The 15847-nt window shown below is 65.3% G+C and carries 17 protein-coding genes; 10 read left to right on the top strand and 7 right to left on the bottom strand.

All coding sequences use genetic code 11. The features are described from left to right. Nucleotides 1-54: 54 nt before the first annotated feature. The 5 genes from GGD67_RS06350 to GGD67_RS06330 all read right to left on the bottom strand — a co-directional run bounded on the left by GGD67_RS06350 (nt 55) and on the right by GGD67_RS06330 (nt 5274). Nucleotides 55-900, bottom strand: coding sequence for a ChbG/HpnK family deacetylase (locus GGD67_RS06350; protein ID WP_179731669.1), 846 nt, complete (start codon nt 898-900; stop codon nt 55-57). Next, nucleotides 897-1934: a glycosyltransferase family 2 protein gene (locus tag GGD67_RS06345; protein ID WP_018321909.1), complete on the bottom strand. Its 1038-nt coding sequence runs from the start codon at nt 1932-1934 to the stop codon at nt 897-899. Before GGD67_RS06345 ends, GGD67_RS06350 begins: the two co-directional genes overlap by 4 nt. Nucleotides 1935-2032: 98 nt before the next feature. Next, entirely contained in the window at nt 2033-3010 is a 978-nt protein-coding gene (gene hisG, locus GGD67_RS06340; protein ID WP_018321910.1) for an ATP phosphoribosyltransferase, read from the bottom strand. Between the two features lie 3 nt (nt 3011-3013). Then, nucleotides 3014-4165, bottom strand: a complete 1152-nt coding sequence (locus GGD67_RS06335; RefSeq protein ID WP_179731668.1) for an ATP phosphoribosyltransferase regulatory subunit — start codon at nt 4163-4165, stop codon at nt 3014-3016. A 350-nt stretch (nt 4166-4515) separates the two neighbouring features. Beyond that, nucleotides 4516-5274, bottom strand: coding sequence for a 16S rRNA (uracil(1498)-N(3))-methyltransferase (locus GGD67_RS06330; RefSeq protein ID WP_179731666.1), 759 nt, complete (start codon nt 5272-5274; stop codon nt 4516-4518). 210 nt (nt 5275-5484) lie between these two features. Here GGD67_RS06330 and GGD67_RS06325 point away from each other — a divergent pair, with 210 nt between their 5' ends. Both GGD67_RS06325 and ubiA read left to right on the top strand, forming a co-directional pair. Then, nucleotides 5485-6147 carry a hypothetical protein gene (locus GGD67_RS06325; protein WP_018321914.1) on the top strand — a complete coding sequence of 221 codons (663 nt, stop codon included), beginning with the start codon at nt 5485-5487 and terminating at the stop codon, nt 6145-6147. Between the two features lie 141 nt (nt 6148-6288). After that, on the top strand, nt 6289-7242 hold the full coding sequence (gene ubiA, locus GGD67_RS06320) for a 4-hydroxybenzoate octaprenyltransferase (RefSeq protein ID WP_179731658.1): 954 nt from the start codon (nt 6289-6291) through the stop codon (nt 7240-7242). A 99-nt stretch (nt 7243-7341) separates the two neighbouring features. On the opposite strand, the gene GGD67_RS06315 is transcribed toward ubiA, so the two are convergent. Beyond that, nucleotides 7342-7860, bottom strand: a complete 519-nt coding sequence (locus tag GGD67_RS06315; protein WP_018321916.1) for a DUF6101 family protein — start codon at nt 7858-7860, stop codon at nt 7342-7344. A 264-nt stretch (nt 7861-8124) separates the two neighbouring features. Here GGD67_RS06315 and GGD67_RS06310 point away from each other — a divergent pair, with 264 nt between their 5' ends. From GGD67_RS06310 to GGD67_RS39860, 7 genes are all read left to right on the top strand, one after another. Beyond that, the gene (locus tag GGD67_RS06310; RefSeq protein WP_177237061.1) at nt 8125-9543 is read left to right on the top strand and encodes a TldD/PmbA family protein; all 1419 of its coding nucleotides are present in this window, start codon (nt 8125-8127) and stop codon (nt 9541-9543) included. Beyond that, nucleotides 9530-10348 (top strand): 3'(2'),5'-bisphosphate nucleotidase CysQ, encoded by an 819-nt coding sequence (locus tag GGD67_RS06305; RefSeq protein ID WP_179731656.1) that lies wholly within the window; start codon nt 9530-9532, stop codon nt 10346-10348. The genes GGD67_RS06310 and GGD67_RS06305 overlap by 14 nt, the downstream gene beginning before the upstream one ends. 63 nt (nt 10349-10411) lie before the next feature. Beyond that, a complete protein-coding gene (locus tag GGD67_RS06300) occupies nt 10412-10654 on the top strand; it encodes a DUF4170 domain-containing protein (protein WP_018648410.1) in 243 nt (80 codons plus the stop codon). Further along, nucleotides 10651-11370, top strand: coding sequence for a lysophospholipid acyltransferase family protein (locus tag GGD67_RS06295; protein WP_018321920.1), 720 nt, complete (start codon nt 10651-10653; stop codon nt 11368-11370). The genes GGD67_RS06300 and GGD67_RS06295 overlap by 4 nt, the downstream gene beginning before the upstream one ends. Beyond that, nucleotides 11333-12667 (top strand): 3-deoxy-D-manno-octulosonic acid transferase, encoded by a 1335-nt coding sequence (locus tag GGD67_RS06290; RefSeq protein WP_179731655.1) that lies wholly within the window; start codon nt 11333-11335, stop codon nt 12665-12667. The genes GGD67_RS06295 and GGD67_RS06290 overlap by 38 nt, the downstream gene beginning before the upstream one ends. Further along, nucleotides 12660-13676, top strand: a complete 1017-nt coding sequence (gene lpxK, locus GGD67_RS06285) for a tetraacyldisaccharide 4'-kinase (protein WP_179731653.1) — start codon at nt 12660-12662, stop codon at nt 13674-13676. The genes GGD67_RS06290 and lpxK overlap by 8 nt, the downstream gene beginning before the upstream one ends. 9 nt (nt 13677-13685) lie before the next feature. Further along, a complete protein-coding gene (locus GGD67_RS39860; RefSeq protein WP_245283343.1) occupies nt 13686-14324 on the top strand; it encodes a GYD domain-containing protein in 639 nt (212 codons plus the stop codon). A 372-nt stretch (nt 14325-14696) separates the two neighbouring features. Here the strand turns inward: GGD67_RS39860 and GGD67_RS06275 are convergent, their stop codons facing one another. Further along, complete coding sequence (locus GGD67_RS06275; protein WP_179731651.1) at nt 14697-14894, bottom strand: hypothetical protein; 198 nt, start codon at nt 14892-14894, stop codon at nt 14697-14699. Between the two features lie 509 nt (nt 14895-15403). On the opposite strand from GGD67_RS06275, the gene GGD67_RS06270 reads away from it, so the two are divergent. Continuing rightward, the gene (locus tag GGD67_RS06270; protein WP_026202638.1) at nt 15404-15712 is read left to right on the top strand and encodes a hypothetical protein; all 309 of its coding nucleotides are present in this window, start codon (nt 15404-15406) and stop codon (nt 15710-15712) included. The last annotated feature ends 135 nt before the right edge of the window (nt 15713-15847 follow it).

The raw sequence follows: 15847 nt of genomic DNA, 5'->3' as shown, positions 1-15847 counted from the left end.
CAGTGCCGGCCGGATTAAATTTCGGTATGCGACAAGCTGCCCCGCGGCTTGCTGTCATCCCAGCGTGGCGCGGCTGTCCGCCAGCAGACGCGCGAAGGCGTCGCCGGCCAGATAGGCGTGCTCGCGTTCGCGGACATCGGTCATCGGATCGAGGCCGGCGAGGACATCGTCGACGAAGCCGGGATGGCACATCACGAGGCCGCCATCCGGCAAGCCTTCCAGGAATTGCCCCATCAGCTCGCCAAAATCGGCCGCCCGCGTGAAGTCATAGGCGCCGGCAAAGCCCGGGTTGAAGCTGAGGCCGGCGCTGCCGGCACGGCGGCGGAATTGGGCGCTGAGGATGTCGAGCACGATGGCCTTGGGTGAGGCCAGCCGCTGCCTGAGCGGCAGGTCGCGGCCGCCCTGGCGCACCCAGGCGTTCGGCGCGCCTTCGCTGACCGCATCGACGAAGCCGTCGCGGACCTGCGGATAGAGCTGCACATGCTGGTGGCCGTCGACGAAGTCAGGCGCGCGCCCGAACGCTTCGGCGAAGGCGGCGAGCTGCGCCTTTACCTCGTTGCGGACGAATTCGCGGTCGAGCCGCCGCAAAATGCCCGCGCGCAGCAGCTTCGGAAACGGCATGAACATGTCGCCGTCGAGCGGACGAAAATGCATGGTGAGGGGGCGGAACGGCGCCGACAGCGTCACGTGCAATCCGATCGCGCAGCGCGGACTCGTCTTCGCCGAGGCCTGGAGCGCCTCGACCTCGCTGCGCGCGATCGCAGGCCCCACCATCATCACCGAGGTGGCGTTGAGACGGCCGCGTTCGATCAGGTCGCGGATGGCGCGGTTGACGCCCGGGCTGATGCCGTAATCGTCGGCACAAAGCCAGATCCGCCGCAGGCCCGCGGCCGCGCTCATTCGGCGGCCGTCCTCTTCGCGGCATCGTCGGCTTCGAAGTGCTTTTCACTATGCTCGGCGACGAAGTAGATCGGGCGCGCCTTCAGCTCGGACAGGATCTTGCCGATATATTCGCCGACGATGCCGATCATGATGAGCTGCACGCCGCCGATCGTCATCAGGCCGATCACGAGCGAGGGATAGCCGGGCACCTGCTTGCCGGTCGTGAACACCTCCCAGAGGATCGAAAGGCCGAACAGGAAGGCGCCACCGGCGAGAATGACGCCGAGCAGGCTGGCAAAGCGCAGGGGGGCGACCGAAAACGAGGTCAGGCCCTCGATCGACAGGCCGAGCAGGCTTGCGGCGTTGAAGGTGGTGACGCCGTGGGCGCGTGCGGCAGGCTCGTAGTCGACGCGGATCTGGCGGAAGCCGATCCAGCTGGCGAGGCCCTTGAAGAACCGGTTGCGCTCGGGCAGCTGCCTGAGCGCTGTGACCGCGCGCGGTGACAGCAGGCGGAAGTCGCCGGCGTCCTCGGGAATCTTCTGCCGGGCCCCCCAATTGATCAGCGCATAGAAGCCGTGCACGGCGACCCGGCGCAGGAAGGTCTCGTTGTCGCGATGTGCCTTGGCGGTGTAGACGACGTCATAGCCGTCATCGATCCAGTGCCGCACCAGCTGTTCGATCAGCGCCGGCGGATGCTGGCCGTCGCCGTCCATGAACATGACGGCGCCGAGCCGGGCATGGTCGAGGCCGGCCATCAGCGCCGCCTCCTTGCCGAAATTGCGCGACAGCGACACCACCTGGACGTCGATCGCGTCGGCCGGCAGCGAGCGGGCGATCGCCAGCGTCGCATCCTTGCTGCCGTCGTCGACATAGACGACCTCGCAAGCCAGCCGATAGCGCTCCCGCAAGGTCTTTGCGAGATCGCAGATGCGCTGGTGCAGGGCGGCGAGGCCCGCCGCCTCGTTGTAGACGGGGACGACGATCGACAGTCCCTTCGCGGCTGCGGTGCCTGCGGTCGTCGTCATGCCGGAAACGTCAGAGCCCAGCGTCATCGATCAAGGTTCCAGAAGCGTTCAAAGTCATCTCAACAGCATATGGTAGCCGCCATTTGCTGTCGCAAAGCTGAACGAAAAGCCGAACGTCCCAGGGCTCACCGCCGCAGGAACGCCTCGAGCTTGGCGAACAGCGGGTTCTCCCGGTCGAACACGTAGTCGAGCGAAACCACCGAGACGGTTTCGGCGCCATGCTCGCGCAGGAAGCTTGCCAGCGCATAGAGCTGCCCCGGTGGGCAGTGCAGCGTCAGCATGCCTGACGAGGTCGGCCCGCCGAACGGGGCCTCGACGCCGTACCGACTGTGGGCTTCGCCGAGCAGGGCGGCGTCGCATTGCCGGAAGCGGGTGCGGACCTCGCGATACTTGTTGGCCCGCGCCCTTGCTGCGATGTGATCGAGGATGACGCGCGCGGTCTCCCGCGCCTGCGGCGTCCAGTCGGCCTCTTTCGAGGCGACCAGATTGGCCTGGCTGCGCAGGATCACGCCGTCGTCGAGCACCCGCAAGCCGTTGGCGGCAAGCGTCGCGCCCGTGGTGGTGATGTCGACGATCAGCTCGGCGCTGCCGGCCGCCGGCGCGCCTTCGGTCGCGCCGCTACTCTCGACGATGCGGTAATCGGTGATCCCGTGGCTCTGGAAGAAGGTGCGGGTGAGGTTGATGAACTTGGTCGCGACCCGCATCCGCATGTGATGCTGCTCGCGGAAGCCGGTGGTGACGTCGTCGAGGTCGGCCATGGTGCGAACGTCGATCCACGCCTGCGGCACCGCGACGACGACGTCGGCATAGCCGAAGCCGAGCCCATCGATCAGCGACACGCGCTTGTCGGCGTCCGCGATGTTCTCGCGCACCAGGTCTTCGCCGGTGACGCCGAGATGCGCAAGACCGCGCGACAGTTGCGAGGCGATCTCGCTCGCCGAGAGATAGGCGACCTCGACATGGTCGAGGCCTGCAAGCGTGCCGCGATAGTCGCGGGCGCCGCCGGCCTTCGACAGCTTGAGGCCGGCACGGGCGAAGAAGGCTTCGGTGTTTTCCTGAAGGCGACCCTTGGAGGGAACGGCCAGAACGAATGGCGCGCTCATGACTTAAGCTCCCACCTTGCGGCCGATCTTCGTCAGCGCGTCCACCCAGACCGAGAAGCCGACCGCAGGGATCGGTTCAGGCGATCCCAGCTGGGTCATCAGCCCGTCATAGCGGCCGCCGGCAACCAGCGGCTCGGCGCCGTTGCCCCGGTGGTGCAGCTCGAATTCGAAGCCGGTGTAATAGTCGAGCCCGCGCCCGAACGCGGTCGAGAAGCGCGTCTGCTTCACGTCGATGCCGCGCGCCGCCATGAAGCCGACCCGGCTCTCGAACTGGTCGATCGCAGCCGTGAGGTCGAGCTTGGCGTCGGTAGTGAGCGCGCGCAGCTCGGCGATGGCATCGTCGGGATTGCCTGCGATCGTCAGGAAGCGCTTGAGCACGGCAATGGCCTCGCGCGGCAGCGCGCCGCCCTTCAGCGTCGATTGCTCGAGGAAGCGATCGGCGATCTCGGCCGTGGTGCGTCCCCCGACATTGGTGGTGCCGGCGATCGACATCAGATCGGTGACGAAGGCGAGCGCCGCCTTGCGGTCGGAGCCGGCGAGGGCGGCGAGCACGCCCTCATATTCGCTGCGGGTCGCCGTGGTCGCGGCCGCGAGCCGTTCCAGATCCTTTTCCAGGCTGATCTTGCGATTGAAGTCCTTGACCAGGCGGCGGCGCCAGACCGGATAGAGGTCGAGCGCATCGAGCAGCGCGTTGAACAGCGCCACGTCGCCGGTGCGGATCTCGACGTCGCGGACACCGAAGGCCGCGGTTGCTTCGAGCCCGAGCGCCAACGTCTCGGCGTCGGCCGCGGCGCGGTCCTGGCGGCCGAATGATTCGATGCCGGCCTGCAGGAATTCGCTGGCCTGGCCGCTGCGGTAGCGGAACACCGGGCCGAGATAGCTGAACCCGGCCGGCTGGCCGGCACGACCGGAGCTCAGGTAGTCGCGCGCCACCGGAATGGTCAGGTCCGGGCGCAGGCACAGCTCCTCGCCCGTGAGGTCCGTGGTCAGGTATAGGCTCTTGCGGATATCCTCGCCGGAGAGGTCCAGGAACGGCTCGGCCGGTTGCAGGATGGCGGGCTCGGCCCTGACGTAACCGGCCTGCGCGAACGACAACAGCAGCGTATCCGCCCAGGCGGCGGAGCCGGCAGCATTTGAGGTGGCAGTCGCGGTCATAACTGGGTCCATCGTCCCGGTGGAACCGGGCAGGCAAGGGGAGGCAAGCGAATTGCGCAGCCCTTAGCATGGTCGATGCGCGGTTTCGACCTCCAAAGGATCAATCGCTTAATGGACGGGCAATGGACGTTCTCGACGCGCGAGGGGAGCCACCTGGGCCGCCGCGGGCTCGCTCAACCTCTCCCGCTTGCGGGGGAGGTCGGCGCGAAGCGCCGGGTGGGGGCTCTTTCCGCTAGGGGAATTTCTCCCTAAGCCTCAGACAATCCCGACGCGGAGGCACCCCCACCCCAACCCTCCCCCGCAAGCGGGAGAGGGGGCGCGTCTCCCCTGCGGCTGCCAATCGAGCCTTGTCAGGTGCCGGTCTTGCCACCCCAGTCGCCCAGCACCGCCTGCACCAGCGCCAGCGCGGCCACGGCGGCGGTATCGGCCCGCATGATCCGCGGGCCGAGCGCCAGCCGGAGAATCCTGGGCTGCCGCAGCAGCAGGGCGCGCTCCTCTTCGGCAAAGCCGCCTTCGGGGCCGATCAGCACGTCGATCCCCTGTCCGGCCTCGCGGGCGTTTTGCAGGCTTTGAACCGGGTTTTGCAGCTCCGCCGCCTCGTCGCAGAAGATCAGCAGGCGGACCGCAGGGCGCTGACTGAGATACCGCTCCAGCGGCACCGGCTCGGCGACCGTGGCGATGCTCAGGATGCCGCATTGCTCGGCCGCCTCGACGACATTGGCGCGCATCCGCTCGGTATTGACCCGGGAGGCCTGGGTGAACCGGGTCAGGACCGGCTGCAGGCCGGCGGCGCCCATCTCGATGGCCTTCTGGACCATGTAATCCAGCCTGGCATGCTTGAGCGGGGCGAAAACGTAGGCGACGTCAGGCAGCCCGTCCTGGGGCCGGGTCTGCTGCAGGATCACGAGGCCGTCCGGACGCTTGCGACCTTCGATGGCGGCCTGCCACTCCCCGTCGCGGCCGTTGAAGGCCAAAACCTCGGCCCCGGCGGCAAGCCGCAGCACATTGCCGAGATAATTGCTCTGGTCGCGGTCGAGCGGGATCCTGGCGTCCTGGGCAAGGGGAGCGTCGACGAACAGGCGGGGAGCGCGAAAATCGTGGGAGGGCATCGTTCAGGAGTCCGATTTGGGGCCGTTCTTAACCGAAAGCAGCCATTCCGGGGGTAAATATTGCCGAAATGGTGCGTCCCCGCGCCGCGCTATTGCCCTATTCAACGGGTTGTTAAGCGCCGGCGGGAATCGTAAAAACGCGAACACGCTGGTTGCGCTTCAATTGGGAAGACGCTGAACCCCGTAGCTCCTGCCGGAGAGACTATCCTGATGATCCGTCATTTGATGGTTCCGATCACTGCCGCCATGGTCACCCTGAGCACCGCGGGCGCCTATGCGCAAAGCGCCTTCCCGGCGCCGCTGCCGAACCAGGCCGCCACCAGTTCCGCGTTTCCCCCGGTGAACGGCTCGGCGCCGACCGCTTCGGTCGGCACGGCACCGCAATCGTCCTTTCCCGTGAACGGCGCCGCGCCCGTCGGCGGCGCTGGCGCGTTCAGCGCGGCCCCGCCGACCCAGGGCGGCCCCGGCGAGGACTGCATGAAGGCTTTCATTCCTCTGCGCGAGGAAGCCGAGAAGCGCGGCAAGCTGATCAAGGCCGCGAGCGACCGTCATGCGCCGCCGGACGAAGCCTGCAAGCTGATCCGCAATTTCAGCCAGGCTGAGACCAAGATGATCAAGTACATCGAGTCCCACGCCGCCAAATGCGGAATCCCGCCGCAGATCGGCGCGCAGATGAAGGACGGTCACAAGAATACCGAGGCCATGGCGACGAAGGTCTGCAACGTCGCGCAGCAGATGCAGAACCAGCCGCGCGGTCCGGCCGGCCCGTCGCTGAGCGAGGTGCTCGGTTCAGGCTCGGCGCCTGAGGCCAATGCCGGCAAGAAGGGCGGCAGCACCTTCGACACGCTCAACGGCAACGTCCTGACCCGATGATACACGTGCCGCCGATTTGAAGTTCCTACGGTGTTTGCCGCGAGATCCTCATGAGAACTTCAAATCGATAAGCGGCACGTGAATTATAGTTTCTTGCTAGTGCCCTTGTAGTTTTCGAAGTTCGTACCGGGATACGCCGCGATGGAATACGAACTTCGAAAACTGGACACTAGCACATCCGCCCGCGTTGCCGATTCCACCGGCAACTGGGTTGATACGCTCGCGCCGCCATGGGCGCGGCCCTATTTGCGATTGTCCCGCTTCGATCGTCCGATCGGCTCCTGGCTGCTGTTGATGCCGTGCTGGTGGTCGGCGGCGCTCGCGAGCGGCATGGCGCATGACGTCCGCGGACTGCCGCTCACCATCGTGCTGTTCTTCATCGGCGCCTTCGTGATGCGCGGGGCGGGCTGCACCTGGAACGACATCACCGACCGCGACCTCGACGACAAGGTCGAGCGCACCCGCTCGCGGCCGCTGCCGTCGGGGCAGGTGAGCACGAAGCAGGCGCTGGCTTGGATGGTCGTGCAGGCGCTGATCGGCCTTATCGTGTTGCTGCAGTTCAACCGCTTCGCGATTGCGACCGGCATCGCCTCGCTCCTGATCGTCGCGATCTACCCCTTCATGAAGCGCATCACCTGGTGGCCGCAGATCGTGCTCGGGCTTGCCTTTTCCTGGGGCGCCCTGATGGGATTTGCCGTCACCTTCGGCCGCATCGAAGTCACCGCGATGGTGCTCTATGCCGGCGCGATTTCATGGGTGATTGGCTATGACACGATCTACGCGCATCAGGACGCCGACGACGACGCGCTGATCGGCATCAAGTCCACCGCGCGCCTGTTCGGCGCGCATACGCACCAGGCGCTGATCCTGTTCTACGGGCTCGCTGTGATGCTGATCGGTGTCGCGCTGGCCTCAGGCGATGCGCGCTGGCCGGCCTGGCTCGGGCTTGCCGCCTTCGCCGCGCACCTGGCCTCGCAGATCGTGCGCTTGCGGATTGATGATCCCGAGCTGTGTCTGCGCTTGTTCAAGTCGAACAGGGATGCGGGTCTGTTGCTGTTTGCAGGATTGCTCGCCGACGCGGTGATGCGGGCGTAGCTCCCGTAGGGTGGGCAAAGGCGCACTTGCGCCGTGCCCACGATCCTCTCAATGACAAAAAGGTGGGCACGCTTGCGCTTTGCCCACCCTACGGTACCTTTAATTCCTCGCGATGATCTCGCGTTCTTCGCGATGAACCGACAGCTCCCGCGCCATCGCAACACGGCGGCGCATCAGGAATTTCGGACGGCGGGCGCGGATCGCATTGGCGCGGCGGCGGCGGGCCGCGGGCTTGCGCGCGCCTTCGTCGAGCTGCGGAAGCGCGAACAGCTCGCTCCAGATCGCCAAGGCCTCGACGAGCTCCTCGCCGTCGGCGCCGACGAGCAGCGGAACGGAGAGCGAGGGATCGCGATGCACCAGGACGATGGCCTGCGCTTCGTCATTGCCGCGCAGTGCGACGCCTGTGAAGTCGCTGACGCGGACGTTGATCGCCATCTGCATGCCGCGAACGGCACGGCGAAGCACGACGCGTTCGCGATGAAGCTCGATCTGCCTGACATGTCCGTCGGCGCGCGGATCGTGCGCATCGAAGCGGACCGGAAGGGAAAGGGGGTCGAGCCGCAGAGAGCGGCTCGACCCGGCGGGAGCGACCCCGCATGTTGCTGTTTGACGCCTCACGGCTTTAGTTCTCCCCGCCGGGATTATGTTCCCGGTCGATGCGAGGACCTTAGCGCGCCGCTTTCCGAAACCGCTTAAAAAGGCTGGTTAACCCACCGTCACTGCTGCTCATGATTGACAAGACCTTGGCGCGCATGATTGACGAGACGTTGCGCCAAAGGTGCGAATCTGAGCTTTTGGCGGGCTGAAAATGCTTGAAGTCCGCGCGATCAGGGCACATCTGTGGTTCCGGTCCCGAACCCCCGCCCCAACAGGATTTCGTTCGTGAACTCTTCACCATCCGCAAGCTCGACGCTTTCGTCCAAGGATTCCTCCAAGGGGTCAAAGGCCAGCCGCGACCTGTTCGACCAGTCCGCCTTGTCGGATCTGGCGCAGCGGCTGGTGGAGGCGGCCAAGCGCGCCGGCGCGGATGCGGCCGACGCGGTCGCGGTGCGCGGCGTCTCGCAAGGCGTCGAGGTGCGCGACGGACGCGTCGAGGAATCCGAGCGCTCCGAGGGTGACGACGTCGGCCTGCGGGTACTGGTCGGCCAGCGCCAGGCGGTGGTTTCGACCAATGACGTCAGCGGCGATGCCGTGACCAAGCTTGCCGAACGCGCGGTCGCGATGGCGCGCGTTGCGCCCGACGACAAATATGTCGGGCTCGCCGATCCCGCGCTGCTCGCGCGCGACTTCCCCGATCTCGATCTGCTTGATCCCGATGTGCCTGCCACCAGCGAGCTCGAGCGCCGCGCACTCGCGGCCGAAGCTGCCGCGCTCGCCGTGAAGGGCGTCACCAAATCCGGCGGCGCCTCGGCCTCCGCGGGCATGGGCGGCATGGTGCTGGTCACCTCGACCGGCTTCCACGGCTCCTATTTGCGCTCCAGCCAGGGCATCTCGGCCACCGCCATCTCGGGCGAAGGCACCGGCATGGAGCGCGATTACGACTTCACCTCGGCGCCGCATGGTGCGGACCTGTTGTCGCCGGAGATCGTCGGCCGTTCCGCCGGCGAGCGCACCGTGGCGCGCTCCAATCCGCGCAAGGTCGAGACCTGCAAGGTGCCCGTCGTGTTCGATCCGCGCGTTGCGGGCTCCCTGGTCGGCCATGTCGTCGGCGCCATCAACGGCGCCTCGATCGCGCGCAAGACCAGCTTCCTCAAGGACAAGCTCGGCCAGCAGCTGTTTGCGAAGAACATCCGCATCATCGACGATCCCCTGCGCAAGCGCGGCCTGCGCTCGCAGACCTTCGACGCCGAAGGCGTTGCCGTGAAGAAGATCGCGCTGATCGACGAGGGCGTGCTGACGACCTGGCTGCTCGACTGCGCCACCGCGCGCGAGCTCGGCCTTGCCACCACCGGCCATGCCCATCGCGGCGTCTCCTCCTCGCCCTCGCCCGGGCCGTACAATTTGCATCTCGAGCCTGGCACACCGAGCCCGGCCGAGCTGATCGCCGACATCAAGCAGGGCTTCTACGTCACCGATCTGATCGGCTCCGGCGTGAACGGCGTCACCGGCGATTACAGCCGCGGCGCCTCCGGCTTCTGGATCGAGAACGGCGAGATCACCTATCCCGTCAGCGAGGTGACGATCGCCGGCCATCTGTTCGAGATCTTCAAGTCGATGCAGCCCGCGAACAATCTCGAGTTCCGCTACGGCATCAATGCGCCGACGGTGCGCATCGAGGGATTGACGCTTGGCGGACGTTGAGGCGAACGCCCCGGGCGAAACCATCCTGACGCGCGACGCGGCACTGCTGCAGGACACGGTGCGCGAGGCGGGTGCGCTGGCGCAGTCGATGTTTCGCACCGAACTGAAGAAGTGGACCAAGGGCGCATCCTCGCCGGTCTCCGAAGCCGACATTGCCGTCAACGACCTGCTCGAAGCGCGCCTGCGCATCGCGACGCCGGATTACGGCTGGCTCTCGGAGGAGAGCGCCGACGACGCTGCCCGGCTGTCGCGGCGGCTGACCTGGATCGTCGATCCCATCGACGGCACGCGCAACTATCTCAACGGCCACGACGATTGGTGCGTCAGCGTCGCGCTGGTCGAGGATGCCGCGCCGGTGCTGGCCGCGGTGTTCGCGCCGACGAGCGGCGAGTTCTTCTTCGCCGCACGCGGCCAGGGCACCACGCTCAACGGCGCAGCCGTGCAGGCTTCGCCCGGATCCGCGCTCGACTTCTCCCGCATCGCCGGCCCGAAACCGATGGTCGAGCGGCTCAACAGATCAGGCGGCGAGATCAAGCTGCATCCGCGAATCGGCTCGCTCGCGCTGCGCCTGTGCCGGGTCGCCCATGGCGCGCTGGATGCGGCTTTTGCGGGGGGCAACAGCCATGATTGGGACCTTGCGGCGGCCGATTTGATCGTGCAGGAAGCCGATGGTAGGATCAGCGACCTCTCCGGAGAACCTATCCTCTATAACCGCCGGGAAGTGGCGCACGGGGTGCTGGTGGCAGCGGGGCGCGATCGTCATGCGGGCATTGTCGCGCATTTTCGAAACCGCCCCTTGGCCTAAAGCGCTTTTCGTCGTGCCCGTCGAACACTGCTTTTGCCGGGCAGCCCGTTAGGAACAGAACTCATGCCAGATAGTGCCCCGCAACAACTGCTTCATCTCGTCATCGGCGGTGAGCTCGTCGATCTCGAGCACAACACCTTCAAGAACCTCGACGACGTCGAGATCGTCGGCCTCTATCCGAATTACGCGACCGCCCACGCCGCCTGGCGGGCCAAGGCGCAGAGCACGGTCGACAACGCGCAGATGCGCTATTTCATCGTCCACCTCCACCGGTTGCTCGACCCGAATCAAGAACCGGCGCGTTGAAAAAACTGCTTCGCAATACGCTGCGAAGCAGCTTCGTTCAGCGTGCCGTCGGGGTCCTGGCGGCCGAATATCTGCGTCTGGTCTGGCGGACCAACAAATTCACGTTGGATCCGCCCGACGTCTATGCGCAGGTTGAGCCGCAGCTCCCTGCGATCTTCGCGTTCTGGCACGGCCAGCATTTCCTCACGCCCTTCATCAAGAACCAGAACAAGGCTTCCTATCGCGCCAAGGTCCTGATCTCCCGCCACCGCGACGGCGAGTTCAATGCGATCGCCGCCGAGCGGCTCGGCATCGGCACCATCCGCGGTTCCGGCGATCATGGCGGCGCCTTCCACCGCAAGGGCGGGGTCGGCGCCTTCAAGGAAATGGTGCGCACGCTCCAGACCGGTTGTAATGTCGCGCTGACCGCCGATGTCCCCAAGCGCTCGCGCGTGGCCGGGCTAGGCATTATCATGCTGGCACGGGAATCGGGGCGGCCGATCATGCCTTTCGCGATGGCGACCAGCCGCTTCGTCCGGCTCAAGAACTGGGACCGCACCACCATCAATTTGCCATTCGGGCGGGGCGCATTGGTCGGCATCAAGGAAATCCACGTTCCCGCAGATGCCGACGCCGCCATGATGGAAGCGTTGCGGCAGGAGCTGGAAGACACGTTGAACGAGGCGACCCGCCGCGCCTATGCGCAACTCGGCCGCCCGGGACCGGAAGATGCCTAATTCGTTGCCGATGACGCTGCGGATGTATCAGCGGCTGGCCTCCGGCCTGGTGCCGCTTGCGCCGGCGCTGATCAAGCGGCGGCTGAAACAGGGCAAGGAGGATCCCGCGCGCGTCGGCGAGCGGCGCGGCCTGTCCCGGGACGTGCGGCCGCATGGTCCGCTGGTCTGGATCCACGGCGCCAGTGTCGGCGAGGTGCTGGCCGCTGCGGCGCTGGTCGAGCGGTTGCGCGATCTCAATCTGCGCATCCTGCTCACCTCGGGCACCGTCACCTCGGCCGCCGTGGTCGCAAAGCGGTTTCCGCCCGACGTCATCCATCAATACGTGCCGTATGATTCCCCGCGCTATGTCGCGCGCTTCCTCGATCATTGGAAGCCGTCGCTGGCGCTGTTCATCGAATCCGATCTGTGGCCGAACCTGATCCTGGCGGGCGCTAGCCGCCGGGTGCCGATGGTGCTGATCAACGGGCGGATGTCGCCGCGCTCCTTCCCGCGCTGGCGCCGCATGCACGGCACCATCTCGGCGCTGCTGTCGCGGTTCGACATCTGCCTGGCGCAGTCGAAGACCGATGCCGAGCGTTTCTCCGCGCTCGGCGGCCGCGACGTCGTCACCACGGGCAATCTCAAGCTCGACGTGCCGGCGCCGCCGGCCGATCCCGCCAAGCTCGAACGGCTGATGGCGATGACGCGCGGGCGCCCCATCATCGTCGCGGCCTCGACCCACCCGGGCGAGGACGAGATGCTGGTCGCGGCGCATCGCAGCCTCGCCGGCTTCTTCCCGCAGCTCCTCACCGTGATCGTGCCGCGCCATCCCGATCGCGGCTCCTCGATCGCTGGCTTGATCACCGCCTCGGGCCTGAAGCCGGCGTTGCGCTCTCGCGAGGAGCTGCCGACCGCGACCACCGACATCTATGTCGCCGACACCATGGGCGAGCTCGGCCTGTTCTACCGGCTGTCGCCGATCGTGTTCATGGGCGGATCGCTGATCCGTCATGGCGGGCAGAACCCGATCGAGGCGATCAAGCTCGGTGCCGCGATCGTGCATGGTCCGCACGTCTTCAACTTCGCCGATGTCTATGAGGCGCTCGACGGCAGCGGCGGTGCGCGCCAGGCCGACACGCAGGAGGCGCTGGTCGAGCAGCTCGGCCAGCTGCTGGCCGATCCCGCCTTGCGCGACAAGATGCAGCGCGCGGGCAGCGGCGTGGTCGAGGAGCTCGGCGGCGCACTCGATCGCACCATGATCGCGCTCGAGCCGTATCTGCTGCAGCTGCGGATCGAGATGGGAGCCGCCAATGCGTGAGCCGGCCTTCTGGTACCGGCCACGTTCTCTCCAGTCGTACGTATTATGGCCGCTCGGAGCGCTCTACGGCGCAATCACCGAACGGCGCATGCTGCGCAAGGGCGTGGATGCCGGCATCCCCGTGATCTGCGTCGGCAATTATCATGTCGGCGGCGCCGGCAAGACACCGACCGTGTTGGCGCTGACGAAGCTTTTGCGCGAGCTCGGCGAGACCCCGGTGGTGCTCAGCCGCGGCTATGGCGGACGGCTGCAGGGCCCGGTCATGGTCGACCCCGCGCGCCACACCGCGTCCGACATCGGCGATGAGCCCTTGATGATGTCGCGCGACGTCCCGGTCGCGGTCGCGCGGGATCGCCTCGAGGGTGTCGCGCTGGCGAAGTCGCAAGGCGCCACCGTCATCCTGATGGACGACGGTTTCCAGAACCCGCGCCTGGTCAAGGACACTTCGCTGATCGTGATCGATAGCGAACGTGGCCTCGGCAATGGCAAGGTGTTTCCGGCCGGCCCGCTGCGCGCGCCGCTGAAGACGCAGCTCGCGCGCACCGATGCGCTGGTGCTGATTGGCGACGGCCGTGCCGCCAACGATGTCGCGGCCGAGCTTGCCAAGCGCGACAAGCCGGAGCTGCGCGCGCGCCTGAGGCCGGACGCCGCGTCGGTCGCAAGACTGTTGGGCAAGCCGGTGTTCGCATTCGCGGGCATTGGCGATCCCGAGCGATTCTTCCGCAGCTTGCGCGCCTGTGGCATCGAGGTCGCGCGCACGCGCGCCTTCGCCGATCATCATATGTTTTCAAACGACGAGATCGCAGCGCTCGCAGCGGAGGCGCAGCGCGAGCAGCACACGCTGGTGACGACGGAAAAGGATCTCGCGCGCCTCCGCGGCCGCGAGGGCCTGCCTGCTAGCATCGTGCCGTTCGCTGTGCAGCTCGAATTCGATGATCCGACAGCGCTCCGGCAATTGATCAGCGATCATCTCTACAAGGCGCGCGAGCGGCGGTTCAGCAGGCGATGATCTCGTTTGGTGGGTAAGCTAGTCCGCCGCAGCCAAAGAGCGGAGGATGGAAAAACAATTCATCCATCGCCATGCGGTATTCGACAACTGATCGGGCGACATGTCGCGGCTGATGAATTCTCTTCCGCACGTTCGGGAGTTGATGTAGCCTTTGATGAGAGCCGTCACCGGGACGTGCCGACCTCCCGGAAATCATCGACGGCGTTTATGCCCACGGCGGGCAGTACCTTCATCACTTCAGATGCAGCGGCCGTAACGATCAGTTCGGAACGGCAGGGAAAATCATTGCCAAAAACCAGAGGAGAACATGCCATGCATTTTTGCCTCACCGGACAGTACACCCCACGCGCTCTCAATGCCATTTTGGAGAATCCCACCACCGATCGCCAGGAGGCGGCACGAAAGCTCATCGAAGCGGCCGGCGGAAAGCTGCTTTCGATGTACAGCGTTGCGGCCGACGGCCCGGGCGTTTTGGTAATTTTCGATGTGCCTGATCCGGGTGCGGCGCCGGCCATTTCCGGCCTGACCGTCACCGCAGGCACCCTGCAGAATGTGAAACTGACCAGGTTGTTCACGCAGGACGAGATCAAGCAGGTCCGCCAGAACGCGGCGAAGCTGCGTTCTTCGTATACCCCGCCCGGAAGCTGACATCGGGATCTGAAGCGCGATGCGATGAGGATGAATCGTCGTCGCGCTTTAGGTTGTTGTTTAAGCATGATCTTTTCGGAAAACCGCTGCGCACTTTTCCGGATCATGCTTTAGAGCTTCGGTTCTAATTGAAGCAGAACTGGAGCCCTGGATTCCCGTTCTTGGCGCGGCGTCTTCACGCGTACCGGTATCGCAATTCAGCAATCAGTCGTGCTCACCACGCCCCGACGGCCATTAATCCAATAATGGTCAGGCACGAGACGCAGGCTACCGCGACGGTATAGCATTCGGGTGTATTCATTGCTCACTCCCAAACTGTTGCCAATTGCTTGGTCACTGCTACGCGGGAGAGATCGCCGGTCGCGGGCCACTTCAATGCGGCAGGCCGTGAACGGTCTTGCGATGTGCGTCCGTCCTCTCATCGTCAGCCTGATCCGCAGGATGACGAAGCGCTTCGAGAGCTTCGGAGCGTTCAGCTGCGATCAGAAGCTGTTTGCGCATTTCAGCGAGACGGGCGCGACAATATTCACGATAGAGCAAGTCCAATATGGTGGGCATGATCACCCCCATCGTTTGACTCTCGATTTACAGATATTCCACCGCAAATTTTCGAGGTGATCGTAGCCCGTCGGATGGCTCTTTCGATATGAGCCCGTTCACAGACTGCGCCAATTCCAAAGCTCGATGGCTGTTTGGTTGACTTGATTGTCTGTGCGATAAAAGGAACAGGGCCAATTACCTAACGAACACTGTAGCAGCTCTCTGTTTCAACAAGACTTCGTCAAACAACTTAAGGGCGCCGGATTGCAACAAAGAATCCAACCACAACGCGAAATGACTAACTACGGAGTGCAAGTATTCTTCGATGCAACGCGGATCGGCACGACGGAGATATTTTCCTCGGTGAGACTCGCGGTTCAGGTGCACGCGAACATCGTCTCCATCCCCATGACGCGAAAAAAAGCTGCACCGCTCGCGCCACGCCGCACTGCTGCGCTTTGCCTGCCCTGCAGCAGCCTGCCATTCAGGCGACATTCATCGCAAAACGCCTATCGGTTCCCGACGATCAGGAGAATTCGATGAAACTGCCGTCCGCGACCGTTGCCGCCAGCCTTGTGTGTCTGATCGTTGCGCCCGTCTTCGCGCAAACTCCCGCGCCGACAGCAAGCCCGACCGTCACCGTGCCGGTTCCTGCGACCAAGCGCGTGACGTGCCTTGCGACGACCGCGAGCCTGAAAGGGCAGGACAAGCGCGACCAGCTGCAGCTCTGCATGGCGCAGGCGCGGCTCGATTGCCTGAAGCAGGCGATCGATCAGAAGGTCGTCGGCGAAGCCAGGAAGAGCGCGATCAAGACTTGTGTGGGTGCGGATGGTCCCGAGCAGCAATAGCAGAACGACGCCAAGCGTTCGGTCTCGTAGGGTGGGCAAAGGCGCAAAGCGCCGTGCCCACGGTCTCGTCGCAATCAAGACGAACAACGTGGGCACGCTTCGCTTTGCCCACCCTACGAGAGTTACGAGAGCGGA

The sequence above is a fragment of the Bradyrhizobium sp. IAR9 genome, assembly GCF_013408065.1.
Taxonomy (GTDB): Bacteria; Pseudomonadota; Alphaproteobacteria; order Rhizobiales; family Xanthobacteraceae; genus Bradyrhizobium.
The sequence above is the reverse complement of the archived record's forward strand: the minus strand, read 5'-3'. Positions and strand labels throughout refer to the sequence as shown.